The sequence below is a fragment of the Kiloniella sp. EL199 genome (genome assembly GCF_900313065.1).
GTDB lineage: Bacteria > Pseudomonadota > Alphaproteobacteria > Kiloniellales > Kiloniellaceae > Kiloniella.
Genome location: NZ_OMPU01000004.1, coordinates 362,472 through 378,797, shown reverse-complemented (window position 1 = coordinate 378,797; position 16,326 = coordinate 362,472). Strand labels below are relative to the sequence as shown.

General features: G+C 44.2%; 12 protein-coding genes. 2 read left to right on the top strand and 10 right to left on the bottom strand.

Annotated features, from left to right (window positions below):
• Window positions 1–10 precede the first annotated feature (10 nt).
• The 4 genes from D9A03_RS02330 to D9A03_RS02315 form a co-directional block, all read right to left on the bottom strand.
• Window positions 11–1,204, bottom strand: a complete 1,194-nt coding sequence (locus D9A03_RS02330) for a tetratricopeptide repeat protein (RefSeq protein ID WP_120495625.1) — start codon at window positions 1,202–1,204, stop codon at window positions 11–13.
• Window positions 1,194–2,480, bottom strand: a complete 1,287-nt coding sequence (locus D9A03_RS02325) for a hypothetical protein (RefSeq protein ID WP_120495624.1) — start codon at window positions 2,478–2,480, stop codon at window positions 1,194–1,196. The genes D9A03_RS02330 and D9A03_RS02325 overlap by 11 nt, the downstream gene beginning before the upstream one ends.
• 194 nt (window positions 2,481–2,674) lie before the next feature.
• On the bottom strand, window positions 2,675–4,273 hold the full coding sequence (locus tag D9A03_RS02320; RefSeq protein WP_120495623.1) for a glycosyltransferase: 1,599 nt from the start codon (window positions 4,271–4,273) through the stop codon (window positions 2,675–2,677).
• Window positions 4,273–5,865 carry a PilZ domain-containing protein gene (locus tag D9A03_RS02315; protein ID WP_162937931.1) on the bottom strand — a complete coding sequence of 531 codons (1,593 nt, stop codon included), beginning with the start codon at window positions 5,863–5,865 and terminating at the stop codon, window positions 4,273–4,275. The genes D9A03_RS02320 and D9A03_RS02315 overlap by 1 nt, the downstream gene beginning before the upstream one ends.
• 345 nt (window positions 5,866–6,210) lie before the next feature.
• On the opposite strand from D9A03_RS02315, the gene D9A03_RS02310 reads away from it, so the two are divergent.
• Window positions 6,211–7,686, top strand: a complete 1,476-nt coding sequence (locus tag D9A03_RS02310) for a mannose-1-phosphate guanylyltransferase/mannose-6-phosphate isomerase (protein WP_120495621.1) — start codon at window positions 6,211–6,213, stop codon at window positions 7,684–7,686.
• A 41-nt stretch (window positions 7,687–7,727) separates the two neighbouring features.
• A complete protein-coding gene (locus D9A03_RS02305; RefSeq protein WP_120495620.1) occupies window positions 7,728–10,118 on the top strand; it encodes a DUF4114 domain-containing protein in 2,391 nt (796 codons plus the stop codon).
• Window positions 10,119–10,208: 90 nt separating this feature from the next.
• Here the strand turns inward: D9A03_RS02305 and D9A03_RS02300 are convergent, their stop codons facing one another.
• The 6 genes from D9A03_RS02300 to D9A03_RS02275 all read right to left on the bottom strand — a co-directional run bounded on the left by D9A03_RS02300 (window position 10,209) and on the right by D9A03_RS02275 (window position 16,318).
• Window positions 10,209–11,702, bottom strand: a complete 1,494-nt coding sequence (locus D9A03_RS02300; protein ID WP_120495619.1) for a sigma-54 dependent transcriptional regulator — start codon at window positions 11,700–11,702, stop codon at window positions 10,209–10,211.
• A gap of 547 nt (window positions 11,703–12,249) precedes the next feature.
• Window positions 12,250–13,716 carry a methyl-accepting chemotaxis protein gene (locus D9A03_RS02295; RefSeq protein ID WP_162937930.1) on the bottom strand — a complete coding sequence of 489 codons (1,467 nt, stop codon included), beginning with the start codon at window positions 13,714–13,716 and terminating at the stop codon, window positions 12,250–12,252.
• A 47-nt stretch (window positions 13,717–13,763) separates the two neighbouring features.
• Entirely contained in the window at window positions 13,764–14,096 is a 333-nt protein-coding gene (locus D9A03_RS02290; protein ID WP_120495617.1) for a hypothetical protein, read from the bottom strand.
• Between the two features lie 128 nt (window positions 14,097–14,224).
• Window positions 14,225–14,815 carry a carbon monoxide dehydrogenase subunit G gene (locus D9A03_RS02285; protein ID WP_120495616.1) on the bottom strand — a complete coding sequence of 197 codons (591 nt, stop codon included), beginning with the start codon at window positions 14,813–14,815 and terminating at the stop codon, window positions 14,225–14,227.
• Window positions 14,816–14,826: 11 nt separating this feature from the next.
• Window positions 14,827–15,483, bottom strand: a complete 657-nt coding sequence (locus D9A03_RS02280; RefSeq protein WP_120495615.1) for an NTP transferase domain-containing protein — start codon at window positions 15,481–15,483, stop codon at window positions 14,827–14,829.
• 1 nt (window position 15,484) lies between these two features.
• Window positions 15,485–16,318 (bottom strand): XdhC family protein, encoded by an 834-nt coding sequence (locus D9A03_RS02275; protein WP_120495614.1) that lies wholly within the window; start codon window positions 16,316–16,318, stop codon window positions 15,485–15,487.
• Window positions 16,319–16,326 lie beyond the last annotated feature (8 nt).

The following is a 16,326-nucleotide window of genomic DNA, read 5'->3' as shown; positions in this document are numbered from 1 at the left end:
GTTTATCTCCTCAAGATTTTGTTTGGGAAGTTTGGTTATCGGCGCTGGCCTTCTTGGTCAGCTTTTCCAGTAATCGGCTACAGCCCAAGTGACCTTTGTTGCTGCCAATTGTGGCTAGCTCAATAGCTTTCTGGCGGTCTTCCTTAACGAGGTATCCCTTGGCGTAGAGACGGGCGAGTTCTTCCATCGCTCCACCGTGCCCTACCTTGGTTCCTCGCTCGAAAAATTCTAGTGCGCCGGCGGGTTTCAAGTCGTATTTTTTGTCGATGTGAAAGCGCCCCAGGGCTGTCATAGCTCCTCCATGACCGAGGTCAGCAGCTTTGTTTAGCCAATCAAGTGCAGAAGAGCTGTTGTTCTTGGAAAGCGGTTTTTTGTCCAACAGAAGGTGGGCGTAGTCATGCATGCCACCGACACTTCCTAATCGTGCTGCTTTAAGAAGCCAGCTTTCAGCTTTAGTCGTGTTTTTCTTGATTAACTCACCATCTCTATAGAGACGACCCAATTGTTTTGCTGCACTTGCGGAGCCAGAACGCGCTTTCTGTTCCAGTGAAATGACGGCGACCTCAGTTAAGGATAAGGCTTTGTCTGGATCAGGAGTAATCCCATATCTTCCTTTGGCTAAAAGCCGTGCATACTTTAATAGCGCTTGCTCAATACCGGAGTTGGCTGCGATTTCATAATATTCGATCGCTTTGTTGATATCCTGATCTACCCCTAAGCCTTTTTCATAATGAATGGCCAATTGCAGAGCGGCTTTATTGTATTTCCATTTCAGGGCCTTTTTAAACCATTCAACGGCAATGGTGTTGCAATCCGGACCTTTGGATCTCTGAAACAAGCGGCCTAGTTCATGGGCTGTTTCAGCCCTGTAAGAAAAGCTGTATTGAACAGCTAAGAGGTAATAGTGACGGGCTGTATCCAAATCAGGCTCAACACCCCAGCCGCGGCTGTAAGCTTTTGCCACATGAAACATTGCATCGGGATAACCTTGTAGGGCGTATTTTTCAAAGATCACAATGGCATCATTGAGTTTGCCTTGTTTTTGTAATCCGCGAGCCTGGCTGATGTATTCATTTACAATCGGGTCGGTTGGGGCGTTTTTTGTGCGCCAATCATGGTTTTGCCAAAGCCAGTAAAAGATACCAGCCGTAAGCATTAAAAGGATTGTGGTTGGTATGACTGTACGTTTTGTTCTATCCGTCATTTTTCATACTCCATATCCGGCAGGCCTGTCCTTCTTTGACCAGGAAGGTTTCATCCTCCATTTTGTTTGAAATATCCTCAGATCGAATGGGACAGATGACGTCCTTACGACGTTTAAGCGCGAATTTTGTTGAGGGAGTATCAGCTTTGATAAACCTTGTTATCTCACCCACCATCAACTTGGAGAGCTTGTAATCAAAGTGATAGGCATCGGTGAAGCGGGTTAGATCCAAGGTGACTTCGTTTACAAAGTCAAAATCTATAACCGCCCCTAGACGAGAGAGGTTTTTACGAAACTCGTGATTAAGATCCCCATAACCAAAATCGACAATACGTTGCTGCATTTCCACTATGGTGGGGGGAATGACAAATACCAACTCGACGTTATTTTTCTGGCACCATGTTGCAATATCAATAAGGTAGGCCCAGAGTTTTTCTGAAAAGTGGAAGGCTTGCCAATCAGAACGCGCGTTCTTCAGTACTTGTTTGTCGAACTTCTTTGGAAGCGTTCTGTCGATTGAAATCGGATCCCATAAACGTCCCCATCTACCGAGATCATGTCCGAAGTAATACCCTTGACCAATATGTTGAGTTCTATAAGGCGAAGACGGGATACCTTGAGGCAAAAGGCAGTTTCGGCAGTTTTCTGGATCAATTAATTTCTCTAGCCCATTGTTAAGGTTTAAGTTCTGGGCATCTGCCGCAGAGATAATTGAAGGCAGTACAGAGGTAATTTGTTTTAACTCTGATTTATATTTGCGCTCTAGGTTTTTCAGAGCAATGCGGGAAACAAACCAGTTGGAATAGTACTGGAATGTATTTTGATGCAGCCTTATAGCTTCAGGAACCCGGTTAAGGCCGCCTTTATGGTCCTCATCAAAGCTTCTTAGTTGAATACCTATAATGAGTTTTTTCAGATTGGGGTTATCTTTGACATAGTTGAAGGTGTCATAAATTTCGTAGATTGTTGCCCCACCATAGGCAAAATTATAAGCACCTTTTAAGCCAAGCTCATGCCAGTATTTATCTCGTAGAGCTCGGGCACGGCTATCACCGAGAATAATGATGTTAGTTGTATTTTCTGGGTAGTGATTAATCTTCCAAAGGGGATAGTGAGCTTTCTCACTGACCTTCTTTTTGTCCAAGTCTAGATCGATCAACTGATGCCGTTCGTAGGGATCAATAATGGCATTGAAAAATACCGGCATTAGCCCGAGGAAAAAAACGAGCAGGGTACTTAAGCAATAGACTTTTGTTGAACCTGTTTGTGTCCTCATGGTTTTTCTCCTCACAGATATTTAACTGATAAGAGCAAAGGATGTGCCACGAGTTGAGAGAGAAAATTGTTATATAAATCAATGTGTTATTTTGAGGTAGGAGAATGGATTTCATTTTGGATCAAATTGATTTTCAAATTGAGAAAATGAAAACAATTTGATTGAGAAGGGAGATTCAAAATTAAATCACAAATTTAATAAGGAAAGATACTGCTAAGAACCATCTCGATCATTGGAAGGGATGGTAGAGGGATAAGGCCCGAATAGAGCGTAACACCTAAACAAAGCATAGCGAGATAAAGGGCGGTGAGATATGAAGCCATTGTTGTTCGGAATACTTCGAGCCAACCGGTACCATCAGCGGATTTCTGATCTCCCCTGTTGCTCCAACGCTGTTTGGAGAGACGAAAGAGACAGTAAACTTTAACTGCTGCATTGATGAATTGGTTGAAATACAAAATACCAGGAACGGCTAAATGGATCCGGCGCATATAGCTGTAGAGAATGATAGAAAGTGCCATCCTGGATACAGCGATCCAAACGGCATAGGAAATCAAATAACTCGCACTGTGCAGCAGGGTAGTCATCACAGCCAGGATCGGGCTAACTAACATGGTCCACATAGCAATACGTTGATCCAGGATGCACCACCAGATAAAGAAACCTATTTTACGTGGCCCCAAAGCAAGGGCACGGGAACCGTTGCGGAGCATATTACCGGACCAGCGACGAAAGTTCTGAACCATTCGATCCAGGCCAGTTCCTTCAATAAACTCAATAGTATAAACCATGGCATCTGGTACGTAGAGCATCTTGGCATTTTGGAGTAGCATGTAATACCAGGTGCTCTTGTCATCGCCCGATAGGAAACGAAATTCTCCCCATAGCCAATGTTCCAGATGATCCGCTTCTAAAAGCCTGATCATCTTCAAACTCGCCAAGTGTTTAGCCCGAAATACAGACATCCGTCCTGTTAGAGTGAGAACCTTCTTTGATAAGGCATGGCTTTGCATGGCAATCCGTCGTTGGGCAAAACGCATAAGTAGCCAAGTCCTTACCCATGCCGGACCAAAACAGATGACTTCTTCGTCCGTTGTAACAGCTTGTAAATCAGGATCATCGAGGAATAGGGTGGCACATTTCCGTACACAGCCAGGGCCAATAATGGCATCACCATCCATAAAAACTACAATATCGTCCTTGCCAATATTACCTCGGTTCATTGCCCTCAGAACGAGGCCTATTGCAAGGCGCTTACCTGGCTGGTTTTGTCTAATGATGACAAGATCAAGGTCGATGCCTTTGGCGTTCTGTCGTAGATAATTAGAGATAATTCTCTCGTCATATATATCTCCAGACCCAAGCCATATCGTACCTGGTGATCCCAAATCCTTTATTTGGTCAATGATACTTTGCATCACCATTTCAGTAACTTGCCGGTGTTCTTTAAAGGTAGTCATCATGAAGTGAACATGACTTGCCTTCCAACCACTGGCAAAGACAGCATCCGCTTTAGCCCGAAGTTTTGGATAGACTAAATATTGATAGATGCGTGCCCGAACCGCATGGGTGAACCACCAACCATAACGCCATATCCCAAGGGTACCGATGATGATAGTGACTTCCCTGACTTGCGGATCCCAGTAGTTATTGGGGAGGGCAGTCAGTGCAATGAAACAGATCATGAAATAAAGCCAGATGTGATAGAGCATCTTCGGCGACCACTTCTCTTTAAAAGGAACCGGTCTATCTGGATCATCCACGAAGTACTTATATGATTGGAGGTTATCCATCAGGCCCCCCTTTCAACAACCATGGCAGTAACTTTGCTGGTAAGCTCGCTGGTGTTTCCACGATCAAAAATCACTATAGCAGGCAAACCAGGTGAAAAGCGGCTTCGGATTTCCTCTGAGGTCAGCCCAATAAAAGAGAGAACGATAAGAGCAGAACGATCTTTGGGGCCGCGCCATTGGTAACGGGATTGCATTTCTTCGACGAAGCCGCTGGTACGATCGACCTTAATCACAAAGGCATCAGCTCTTTCATCTATGGAAGGAAAGAAGATGGTTGCTTTATCTCCAAGACCGACCTCGAGGACTTCTTCCTGGGTTAGAAAGGCATGTATCGTTCGGCGTTCATCTTTTTCAAAAAGGGCGATGGTTTCCCCCTGTTTGATGGGGTTACCTTCGAGTTTTAAAAACCTAAGGATCCGACCGTCAGAAGGCGCATGGATAGCAAGACGGTCACGGTGGCTCATAAGGGCCTGTAATTCACTCTTTGCAAGTGTGACACGGTTAAGAGCCAGATCTAGATCAGTTTGTCTTTCGCTTATATTTCCTTCAAAGCGTCCACTAGAGAAATAACGTCCTTCATCCAGGGTACTTAGAAGTGTTTGACGTTCAGATAAAAGAATTTTGGCTTCTTCAAGCTCTCCACGAACTTTCGCATGTTGTGCTTCAATCTCTTCTCGGCGGGCTTTACTCATCCAGCCTTTCTTCTCGAGATTTTTAAGTCTGACCATTTGATTGTGAGCAAGCTTTACCTGATGGGCGAGGGTACTAACTCTGCTCTTTAGTCGGGCAATCTCTCCTTCGGCTATGAGGCGATAGTCATTCACCTTGGCCATTTCAGATTCTAGTTCCTTCTGCCTGGCCAGTACCTCCATAGCGCGACGATCAATTTTGATCCGTGCGAGATCAATGTCCTCTTTTAACTTAGGGTCCTCAAAAACAACAATTGGTGTCTTTCCTGGTACAAGCACATCTGAAGGAACAATAACTTTTTGAATTTTACCAGTAACAGAAGCTTTTAAAGGTTCCACTGGGGCAGTAACAACAGCTGTGTTTATTTCCATCCGGAAGATGTAGCTATAAGCTGTTAGCCCAGCATAACCAATTACCAGGGCCCCTAGGCATATATAAAAAAGTGTAAAGAGGATTGGTTTTAGAGACCAACGCTTCAGAGGGATCTGCTTGCTGTCATTTTTATCGGGCGTCGTGGGGACTGGTGTTACCGGGGTATCAATCCTTAAAAGAGCATCATCAACAGAAGTCATGGAACCGCGAACCAGCTCATCAACAAAGTGGGTCATCATTTCCACTTCACGTTCGCTCAGGTCCTGGAATTTTACGGCTAGTTGATTATCATCAGTTTTCCGTATGACATCAGCTACAAAGGGGAAGGAGATATCAAAACCTTGGAAGGGAATGTGTAATGTTCCCGGTAGTTCTTCGCCGACATCAGTTTTACCTTGATAGTCATTAATGGCGAAACCACCCAGGCTCCAGTCATGAGCTTTATAAACGCCATCTGTCAGATCAATACGAATAGGCGCAGACACTCTATGGTGAAGTCTTTGGCTTGGTCTCTCTCGTCTGATCTTCATTTTCATGCTCCTCTTCGGTGCGTGTACCTAGTAAGAGCAAAAGCTGTGCCAGCCCCAAATGGGCTATTTCAGTGTGTTTTTCTCCAAATTGATAGGCTTTCGGCGGAAATTATCAGTGTGATCGTCAAAATGAAAAATACCTACAATTTTATCTGATTTCATAAATTTCCATGAAACTTGGTACTTTTGTCTATCTTATTGATATTAAAAAATAAATAGTGATTTTGTGTGATTTGGCATGCCCTTTGCGGATAAAGGTATCGGTACTTCTTTAATCAAGTACTCAAGAAGCATCCTTCACCTTTCGACACCTTTATATAGGTGTCCCAATGTCAGGAGGGCATCATGCCAAATGATACGAACCTTAATAAGATTTTCCCTGTCATTCTTTGCGGCGGCTCTGGCACTCGGTTATGGCCTGTGTCCCGTAATACCTGGCCAAAACAGTTCATTCGCTTACTAAGTGAACGTAGCCTGCTGCAGGAGACGGTTGAACTTGTTTCAGATCGAGACGCCTACAATGCACCGTTGCTCATTTCCAACGAAGCCTTTCGTTTTGTTATCAGTGAGCAGATGAAGGAAATCGATGCAGATGTCAGTGGTGTTGTATTAGAGCCTGAAAGCAGGGATACAGCCCCAGCAATAACTTTGGCTGCCTTGGCACTGGAATGTATAGACCCTAATGCTTGTATGTTGGTTATGCCTTCAGATCACTCTGTTGGTAAGAAGAAGCTATTCCACGAAACAGTATCCACGGCCTATCAAGCTGCAAGCGCTGGTGAACTTGTTACCTTTGGTATGGCGGCAGATCGTCCTGAAACGGCTTATGGCTATGTCGCTCAAGGTGAAAAGCTTAATTACGAGGGCGATTGCTATCGGGCAGCTGCTTTTATTGAAAAGCCGGATGTAAAAACAGCTGAGGAACTTTTGGCTAGCGGTGGTCATCATTGGAACAGCGGCATGTTTATGTTTACCGCACGCCAGTTTCTAGAGCAGATGGAACTTTTCCACCCCTCTATTGTTTCAGCCTGTCGCTTGGCTCTCAAAAAAGGCACAGAAGCCTGGCCTTTTGTTCTGCCTGATCATGATGAGTTTTCAAAGGCGCTTAAGATTTCCATAGACTATGCACTAATGGAGCGAACATCTTCCTCCGTAGTTATGGTCTCTTCTTTTAGATGGAGTGATATCGGCTCTTGGAACGCAATTGCGGACCTGGGAGATAGCGATATTGATGGGAACGTCAAAGAAGGCGATGCTTTACTTCAGGATTGTAAAGGCACCTATATCAATAGTTCAGGACGATTGGTCACCGCGATTGGTTTGGAAGATCAGATAATCATCGAAACAGATGATGCCATTCTGGTCGCAGCCAAAGATCGTGTTCAGGATGTGAAAAAGATGGTCACAAAACTACGCGGTATGGGCAGGGATGAGGCTGATACACAGGCGAAGGTCCGCCGTCCATGGGGTGCATATCAAAGTATTGATGTCGGTGTTAATCACCAGGTTAAACATATCACTGTAAAGCCGGGCGAAATCCTATCTTACCAATATCACCACCACAGAGCAGAACACTGGGTTGTTGTCGCTGGTGTGGCGGAGGTGACCTTAGGCAAAGAAGTCAAACGGATCGAGGAAAATGGATCTGTTTATATCCCCTTAGGAGTTGCACATAGATTGCACAATCCTGGTGATACGCCTCTTCATCTCATTGAAGTTCAGTTCGGAGACTATCTGGGAGAGGACGATATTGTCCGCCTCGATGATGTCTATGGACGAATTCCAGAAGATGAACCAGTCCCATCAACAGCCGCAGAATAATCTTGTTTAATTTCGCGTGAGGGGATCATGAGGAATTTATTATGGCAAATACAACAGCAATATCACCCTTAACAGGGACTAACGGAGACGACACTTTAAATGGAACTTCTTCTGGTGAAGTAATCAGCGGATACGCTGGAGACGATACCATTCTGGCTAATAGTGGTAATGATCACGTTTACGCTGGTTCCGGTGATGATTATGTCACAGGAAACTCAGGAGCAGATGTTCTTTATGGGGACCGTCAGATTAAGTTTGCGGATTTAACCCAAATTGTCATTACAGATGATCATCCCGTAACAGTAACCTTCGAAGGTGAGGGCGCTGGTTATCGGAACTCCTTTGGTTGGTACAAGGTCAACACCACCACAGGTCAAATATATGACGTTCAGTTTATTTGGGAAAATGCGTCATCTCAGGGCAGTGGTGGTAATTTAATAAACGGTGTTACACAAGAATCTCTGGATGTATCGTCAGGTGATCAAATTGGATTTTTCATCGTCGCAAACGGCTATGGGATAAACAACAGCTTCTTCACCAACTGGGATGGTACAGGGTACTTTGAGATGCGTAATGCCGACGGTACTGTCGCATCTATTTATAGCACCAATCCGTCACTTTATCACGTAGCACCGGATGGTACTGAAACAGAAATTCGTAACCATGATTATCACACAGCCGCCTATGGAGATACTTTAGCCCTTAACCCTGATGGCATCTTGCATACGGTTGGCAGACTGGATGTGGATCAGGGAACGCTGACCTTAGGGTTCGAAGATCTTTATAATGGTGGCGATCGGGACTTTGATGATACCGTCTTCACTGTTGATATTGGCCAGGCAAACGCAGCGATACTAAACGCGCATAGTCAATACGGCAGTGATGGATACGAGGTTAATAATGGTGTGGTATCCCGTATTAGTGATGCTGCGTCAGATTTAACCTATTCTGCAGGATCTCTTTCAGATGCCTGGGATATTCGTCATGTAGGCGTAACCAACAATACCCAAAGCCTTTCTTTTCGTATGACAGCTTATGGCGGTGGAATATCCGTCAACGCAGGTATGAGTGGGCAGGCTGTCTTTCTTTTGGATCTGGCTGGCGTTTCTTCCCTTCCAAATATCGTAAACGGTTCTGCTGATTTGTCAGGTGGTTGGTCACATGCCTTGGTGGTTGATCTCACCAGCGGTGGATTAATATCAACCCTTTACTCTGTAGAAAGTGGGGCCCTTGTTGGAGACGGGACAGATACTGGATTAGCCACATTAAGAGATGGTGAGTTATATCTATCGGTCTCATTGAGTGAATTTGGTTTAAGTGTCGGTGATGATTTTACTTGGGGCGCAACATTGGTCTCAGAGAATACTTTGGGCGAGAGTTCATCTGATCGCTTCGACAAAGTTGGTAACTACACCATTGCCTCTTTTAATGACCAGATCTATGGCGGTAACGGTGCCGATACTATCTATGGTGAGAAAGGCCATGATATCCTTTACGGCGGCGATGGCTCTGACGTTTTGAAAGGTGGGTCCGGTAATGACACCCTCTACGGTGATTCTGCACAGGATACATTGCATGGAGGATCTGGCAACGATAGCCTCTTTGGTGGCTCTAACCATGACATTTTAAATGGTAATTCTGGTGACGATAATCTCTATGGTGGATCAGGAGATGATATCTTAAACGGAAACTCCGGAAACGATCATTTAGATGGTGGTAGTGGTCACGACACCCTGCATGGCGGCTCAGGTAACGACACATTTGTAGGGGGTACTGGTAATGACAGCATAAACGGGGGATCTGGCACAGATACCATCGATTATTCCAGTGCCGGAAAAAAGGTTATTGCCAGCCTGCATACTAAATCCTCAAAAGGAGATGGTAACGATACCCTTCTGAGTATCGAGAACCTGATCGGAACGGCTTTTAACGACAAACTTTCTGGTAGTCACATTGATAACACGGTTTCAGGAGGCGATGGAGATGACAGAGTTTATGGACGTACAGGTGATGATTATCTCTATGGCGACGCTGGCAATGATTATATCAACGGTGGGTCTGGAGACGACTTTATCTTTGGTGGCACAGACGATGACAGCCTAAACGGTTATCGTGGTGCAGATACCCTAACAGGTGGTAGTGGAGCTGATATCTTTATCTACAGATCCTACCTTGAGTTCGGTGATACCATTATGGGTTTTGAAACCGAGGTAGAAGGTGAGTATCTGGATATCTCAGATCTATTGGATGATCTGGGTGCAGGACCCGATCCCCTAGGTGCCTATTTCCAAGTGGTTGACGATGGTGCTGGAAGCTGTGTGGTCCAGATTGATACCTCGGGCCTTGGAACCAATTGGACAGTTGATCTTGTCACATTGGATGGGATTGATCTGGCCTCATTGGATACGATAAATGATATTTATGTCGGCTAATCAGGCTATTTCATAAGAACAGGCAGATGGTGGTGAAAGCGGGAAGGAATCCCTGGTATGAGGGATCTTTTCACCACCATTTTTTACCGTTTATTGTTGAGCTTCTTGCTTTTCAGCTTCTTTTTTCTCTTTCAATCTTCGGTAAATTGTTGAGGCACTTATCTCTAAAAGTGCTGAAGCCTTAGGAACGCTGCCATCGGTCTGTTCCAAGGCGGCAATTATCATCTCTGTTTCTATCATCCACATCGGGCGAATTTCTGTATTGATTGTTCCTACAGAAGATGAGTTCTCCTGCATCGGAGAGGGAATGGGAGTGATATTTGAATGCTCAGGTTGTGCACTGGGTATTGGCTGAGGAGAAGAGGGAGCTATACCAGTTACATGAGGAGGTGTCGTTCCCTGTAGCCCTGGTGATTGAGGTAACATATCGAGCGTTAATTCTTCGCCATCATTTAAGACGATGGCATTTCGGACAACATTTTGAAGTTCACGTACATTTCCGGGCCAGCTGTAGTCGCCTATGTATTTTTCAACTTCAGGAGAGAAACCTTTAAAAGCCTTACCTTCTTCTTCGGTAAAGTTCTTCAGGAAGCTTTTGGCAATCTCCAGGGCATCACCGTCTCGTTCATAGAGCGAGGGGAGGTGGATGGGAATAACGTGAAGGCGGTAGTAAAGGTCTTCTCTAAACCGGCCAGCTTGGACTTCTTCCCAGGGAACTCTATTGGTAGCACAAACAAATCTGATATCGACTTTTTCTTCATCGCTAGAACCGACTTTTTGAAAGGTGCCGCTTTGAATAAGACGAAGGATTTTGGCCTGAAGCTGGATATCCATTTCGCAGATTTCATCGAGAAAGAGGGTTCCACCATCAGCCAGTTTCGCTGCACCCTCTCTTTCCTGAGCAGCTCCGGTAAAGGCACCTTTTACGTGTCCGAAGATTTCTGATTCCATCAAGTCTTTTGGAATAGCAGCACAGTTCAAGGCAATGAACTTGGCTTTTTGCCGTGGGCTTTGGCTGTGCAGGGCTTCCGCACAAAGTTCTTTACCTGTGCCGGATGCACCGGTGATAAAGACGGAGGCCTTACTGGTCGCGGCGTTATCAATGGTTTGGTAAACGGCTTTCATTGCCATTGAAGAGCCAATAAAACGGCAATAATTCCCCTTGCTGTATTTCTGTTTAAGGCTTCCAACAATTTTGACGAGGTCTTGGTGTTCCAATGCATTGCGTAAGGTGTAAATCAAACGATCCGCATTGAAGGGCTTTACAATAAAATCCGAAGCTCCGGCCTGCATAGCCTGAACAGCAACGGAAATAGAGGCATTTGCCGTAATAACAACAACACTGGATGGAATAGCGTTTTCCTGGAGATAACCTAATATCTCCATGCCATCCATATCAGGGAGTTTCATATCCAGAATAATAGCATCCGGCACGCTCTCCTTAATAGCTGCAAAGGCTTTTTTACCCGTATCTACATGGGTTATGTCATAAGGCTCGTTCGCCATATATTCCATATAGATACGTGCCATGGGTAACGCATCTTCAATAAGAAGGATCTTTTCTTTCTTAGCCAAGGAAGCCATGCCTGTGTGAGTTGTTTAATAACACTCTTATTTTTAAAGGCATGGTAGTAAACATGTGATTAAGAAGTTGAATTATGGAACCAATTTCTCGGTGGTTGTGTGCCCCCGCAACCAATATAAAAGCCTCGGCGGAGAAAACTGGCGGGGATTTTCTGCTCTGAGGGGTGGGGAGGGGGATTACTTAACCGAAATTCTTATTTTACTACAGATATTCATGTATTAATGCCCAACACTTGACCTTATTACCTTTGGATGCGTGGTTTTTATATAGAGAGTTTGGTGTCAGTGCTAAATTGGCAAGTGCCTTTGGAGTGTCTCTACCAATTCTTCTACAAGGCAGATGCACTGTCGTTAAAAAGGGCGGTATTTGAAGCGCCTTATTGCTGCGCAGCGGCTATGACCTCCTCAACATAGGCGATAATGTGTTCGTGGCGATCCTGTGGATACAGTTGCTAGTTGCTTATAAAAAACACAAAAACACCCTATACCCATATAGGGATCAAAAACTCTACAAAATGTGAAACCCGGTCATTTGGCAATGTATTAGTCAGGAGTTTCCTACACGAATTTTCCCAATAAAATCTTTGACTTGGCTTTTTAACTGCCCAGCCTCATCAGCAAGATTTGAGGCTGAATTCTGAACTTTGTGTGCGGCAGACCCTGTAGAATCTGCTGTTTCTCTTATTTGTATTATATTCTCGGTGACTTGATCAGCTCCGCTGGCAGCTTGTTGTACAGAACTCGTAATCTCTGAAGTTGCAGCGCCCTGTTCTTCAACAGCCGATGCAATCGCAGTGGATACTTCGTGAATGGAGGTGATAGTCCCAGAGATACTTTGGATTGCCTCAACGGCATCCCTGGTTTCGGATTGAATGGAATTAATGTGTAAAGAAATGTCTTCTGTGGCTTTGGCTGTTTGACTGGCCAGTGATTTAACTTCAGAGGCTACGACCGCAAAGCCTTTACCTGCTTCTCCTGCACGGGCGGCTTCAATTGTTGCGTTCAAAGCAAGTAAGTTGGTTTGCTCTGCAATATCATTGATGAGTTTGACGACCTCGCCAATTTTATCGGCGGCGTTTGCCAGACCTTCAACTTTTTCATTGGTTTTTGATGTTTCATCAACGGCATTACTTGCTATATCGGCAGAGCGCTGTACCTGGGATGATATTTCATTGATCGAAGCGGATAGCTCTTCGGTTGCCGCAGCAACGGATTGTACGTTACTGGAAGCTTCTTCGGCGGCACGAGCAACAACAGACGTTTGGCTTGATGATTGTGTGGCCGCACTGGACATGCTTTCAGCAATGGAGCACATACCATCGGCTGAGCCTGAAAGGGAGGAGATGATTTTTCCTATTGAATCCTCAAAGTCGTTGGCCATTTGAATTCGGGCTTCATTGGTCTTTTCCTTTGCACTGCGTTCAGCGGTCAATTGTTCTTGCCTGGTTTTCTCAATTTCTTTTTGTGCAGAAGTTGCCTCAGCAAGAGCTTCTGCGGCAATTTTGAAGGCATTTTCCAATTTCAAGGCAAGCCAAAGTAATACAACAGTTTCGCCTATAACTATTACAGCATGTAAAATAACTCTGAATAAATCGGCACCTGCTGGAAAGATTGCCAGAGGCATTAGAAAGTTCAATACCAAATGATGAATGGCAACCGTTCCAGCGGCGATTACGATAGCGCGCCAATTACAGAGGGCTGTCACCATGGCCAAACTGGCAAAGAAATACATGTGAATGTCAATTTGCCAGGGATGTCCGCGGAAGAGATAAGTCATGATTGCCGGCATCAAGCTTAAACCGACAGCAATAATGTAGTGGGTCGCTGTGGAGTTAATACCAGAAAATTTACATGTCAGGCCAACAGCACAAGCAATTATAACAGATATTATAGTTGCATCAACGAAGGATGTTTCCAAGACTATTGCCACAAAGGGAGTTATTATCACATGGGCAAAAATAAATATGATGAACATTTTTGCCGCTCGGGATCGGATAATATCTAGTTCGTTCATAGCTCTAACTCGATTTTGCATTGTTTGAATTTTTAAGTTGCGTTGCCTTAGGTTCTGGTAAAGAAACATCCCCCGGTTGTCACTGAGTCCAGCAATAGGAGCGCACTGGGTATTTTTACGGATGATAAGGGTATCGTTTCTCCTAGATCGACAATGAGAAGATTGTCCCAATATCCGATCCTGACTAATCGTGCATCGACAACATCTAATGCTTTCAGCGTTTCTTCAAATGATTGCTGAGGGGGAAATAACACGGCTAACTGTTTGACATTGTCTGTTGGATGCAGATAGAGATATCCAAAATAAATACTGCTTACAAGAAACAGCATAAGTGCTGGAAACAGATTTTTTATCAAGGCATTGCATTTTGTGATGCTCAATATAGATCCTCTATCCTATCACTTTACAAAATACTAATTCACAAGATGTTAAACAGAGAGAGTACAATCACATAGATATCTTAAATTACTGCTAACAAAATGAGAAAATAGTCTGAGTATTACTTAGATCAGGTGTTTATGAATACTGCATAACCAGCGATAATTAAGACAACTGCACATACATATATCCATAGCCTGTTTTTAGAATTGCTTTCTGGTTGAGAATAACTGTCGGAGAGTAACGATGTTTCTGGTGCAGCTGTATTGACATCCTTTACAGCTGTTGAAAGCAATTCATTAAACTTATCAAAGAATTGTCTTGCAAGTTTTTGAGCTGTTGAGTCAATCAAACGAGTACCTAGCTGAGCAATTTTACCGCCAATATCTATCTTCACATTATATTTCAGAAGAGTGCCATCTGTTTCTTCGACCAAGTCGATGTCTGCGCCACCCTTGGCAAATCCTGAAGGACCTCCTTTGCCTTCCCCTGTGATTGTATAGCTTTCAGGTGGCTTCAAATTGGAAAGCTCTACAACTCCTTTCATTTTGACTTTTAAAGGTCCGATCTTAAGGATGATTATTGCGGTCATTTCTGTGTCAGATATCTTTTCAAGAACCTCACATCCAGGGATACATTTTTGTAGAATTTCTGGATCATTAAGCGCCGCATATACTTCTTCACGGGGCGCAATGATTTTTTGTTCGTCTTTAAGCTCCAAAACAACTCCTCTTAACAACAGGCCGGGAAAATTACTGATTGTTGGTGGGTAACGTAATCTTGGGGTGTATCTATATCCCGTATGTGGCAAGACGCATTTACTTCGAGTTGATGCACCTTTTCCGGGTGTTCTTCGATTAGCTTTTTACAACCAGCATTTATAGAACCGAACAGAATTTTACCTATTAACTTTCTGGGTAGTATAATCGGGTTACCACGTTGACCTTCAAAACAGGGGATTGTTATTTTCTGTTCATCCTGTTGACGGAAACCCTGGACGATGGATTTGTAATCCATAGCAGTAAGGCTTGGCATGTCCCCCAAAGCGATCATAACGCCCGAAGCGTATTCTCTGAGAGAATGAAGACCAAAATTTACTGAAGCCATTTGTCCGGTTTTGTAGCCAGGATTAAAGTTGAGATGGAGTGGTAAATCAGAAAGCGTTTGCTCTACATAATCACGTTCATGACCGGTAATGACTGTCACAGAGCCGATCTCAGAGATTAATAGCTGTTCTGCTACGTGGCGAATTATAGGTTTGCCCAAGAAAGGCATTAAAAGTTTATTTTTCTTTCCCATCCTTTGCGATAAGCCAGCCGCAAGAAGGATTATCTCAATGCCAGTGCCCCGATGATGATGATTAATCTCTTTTTTATCAGATCTGTACATATCAGGCTGTTACCTGTTGCAAAAGCATGGATGACTGTTTGTTACTGTTCCCCAGTCTTTGAACAGAGACAATTTCACTGATAACAGAAAGGGCGATTTCTTCTGGCTCGATGGCACCAATGTTGAGGCCAGCCGGTGCATGTAAATCTGCGACAGATGTTTGATATTTCCCGGTTTCTGCAAAGAGTTTCTTATTTAGTGTAGCGATCTTTTTCCGACTACATACCATTCCCTTATAACCGGCCTCAGATACAGACATGGCTCTCAATGCATCCAGATCACGCTTACCTTGTGTGGCGACGATAACAGCGTCACTTGAATTGAGTTGGGGGAGGTTGAAATCTGTTAGATACGAAGCAGCTCCAAGTATCTTGTCTTTATCATCTACCGAGCAGATAACGGTGGTTTGGTATCCCAATCCTTTTGCTAAAGGGAGTAAAGCCTGTGCGATTGGAGATGCGCCTAGAATGAACAGGTTTTTGGGCGCACGCATAGGTTCCAAAAACACCTCAATAGTACCGCCAGATGGGCAACTTGATTTATGCAGTTGTATGCCATCCACATCGATTTCTGATCGTACATCTTTCCGTGGTTTTATCCTGATCATTTTAGGGTAACCATCACTGATAACTTCCTGAGCACCTCTTTTGACGGCACTGGTAACACATCCACCCCCGACAAAACCAAAGAGATCCCCGTCAGTGGTGATTACTGCTTTTGCACCGGGTCTGGCAGAAGTAGTGTTTTCTGTTCGAAGGATGGTTGCGATGCAGAAGGATTTTCCTTGTTTTCTCAAGTTTTCGATGAGATCCAGAGTTGTGTCAGAAGCGGTCATGATTTTTT

Bases quoted from the DNA above. Each gene is read 5' to 3' on its own strand.
- D9A03_RS02305 (WP_120495620.1), top strand. From the start codon at position 7,728: ATGGCAAATACAACAGCAATATCACCCTTAACAGGGACTAACGGAGAC.
- D9A03_RS02320 (WP_120495623.1), bottom strand. From the start codon at position 4,273: ATGGATAACCTCCAATCATATAAGTACTTCGTGGATGATCCAGATAGA.
- D9A03_RS02310 (WP_120495621.1), top strand. From the start codon at position 6,211: ATGCCAAATGATACGAACCTTAATAAGATTTTCCCTGTCATTCTTTGC.
- D9A03_RS02300 (WP_120495619.1), bottom strand. From the start codon at position 11,702: ATGGCTTCCTTGGCTAAGAAAGAAAAGATCCTTCTTATTGAAGATGCG.
- D9A03_RS02280 (WP_120495615.1), bottom strand. From the start codon at position 15,483: ATGTACAGATCTGATAAAAAAGAGATTAATCATCATCATCGGGGCACT.
- D9A03_RS02315 (WP_162937931.1), bottom strand. From the start codon at position 5,865: ATGAAGATCAGACGAGAGAGACCAAGCCAAAGACTTCACCATAGAGTG.
- D9A03_RS02330 (WP_120495625.1), bottom strand. From the start codon at position 1,204: ATGACGGATAGAACAAAACGTACAGTCATACCAACCACAATCCTTTTA.
- D9A03_RS02325 (WP_120495624.1), bottom strand. From the start codon at position 2,480: ATGAGGACACAAACAGGTTCAACAAAAGTCTATTGCTTAAGTACCCTG.
- D9A03_RS02275 (WP_120495614.1), bottom strand. From the start codon at position 16,318: ATGACCGCTTCTGACACAACTCTGGATCTCATCGAAAACTTGAGAAAA.
- D9A03_RS02295 (WP_162937930.1), bottom strand. From the start codon at position 13,716: ATGAACGAACTAGATATTATCCGATCCCGAGCGGCAAAAATGTTCATC.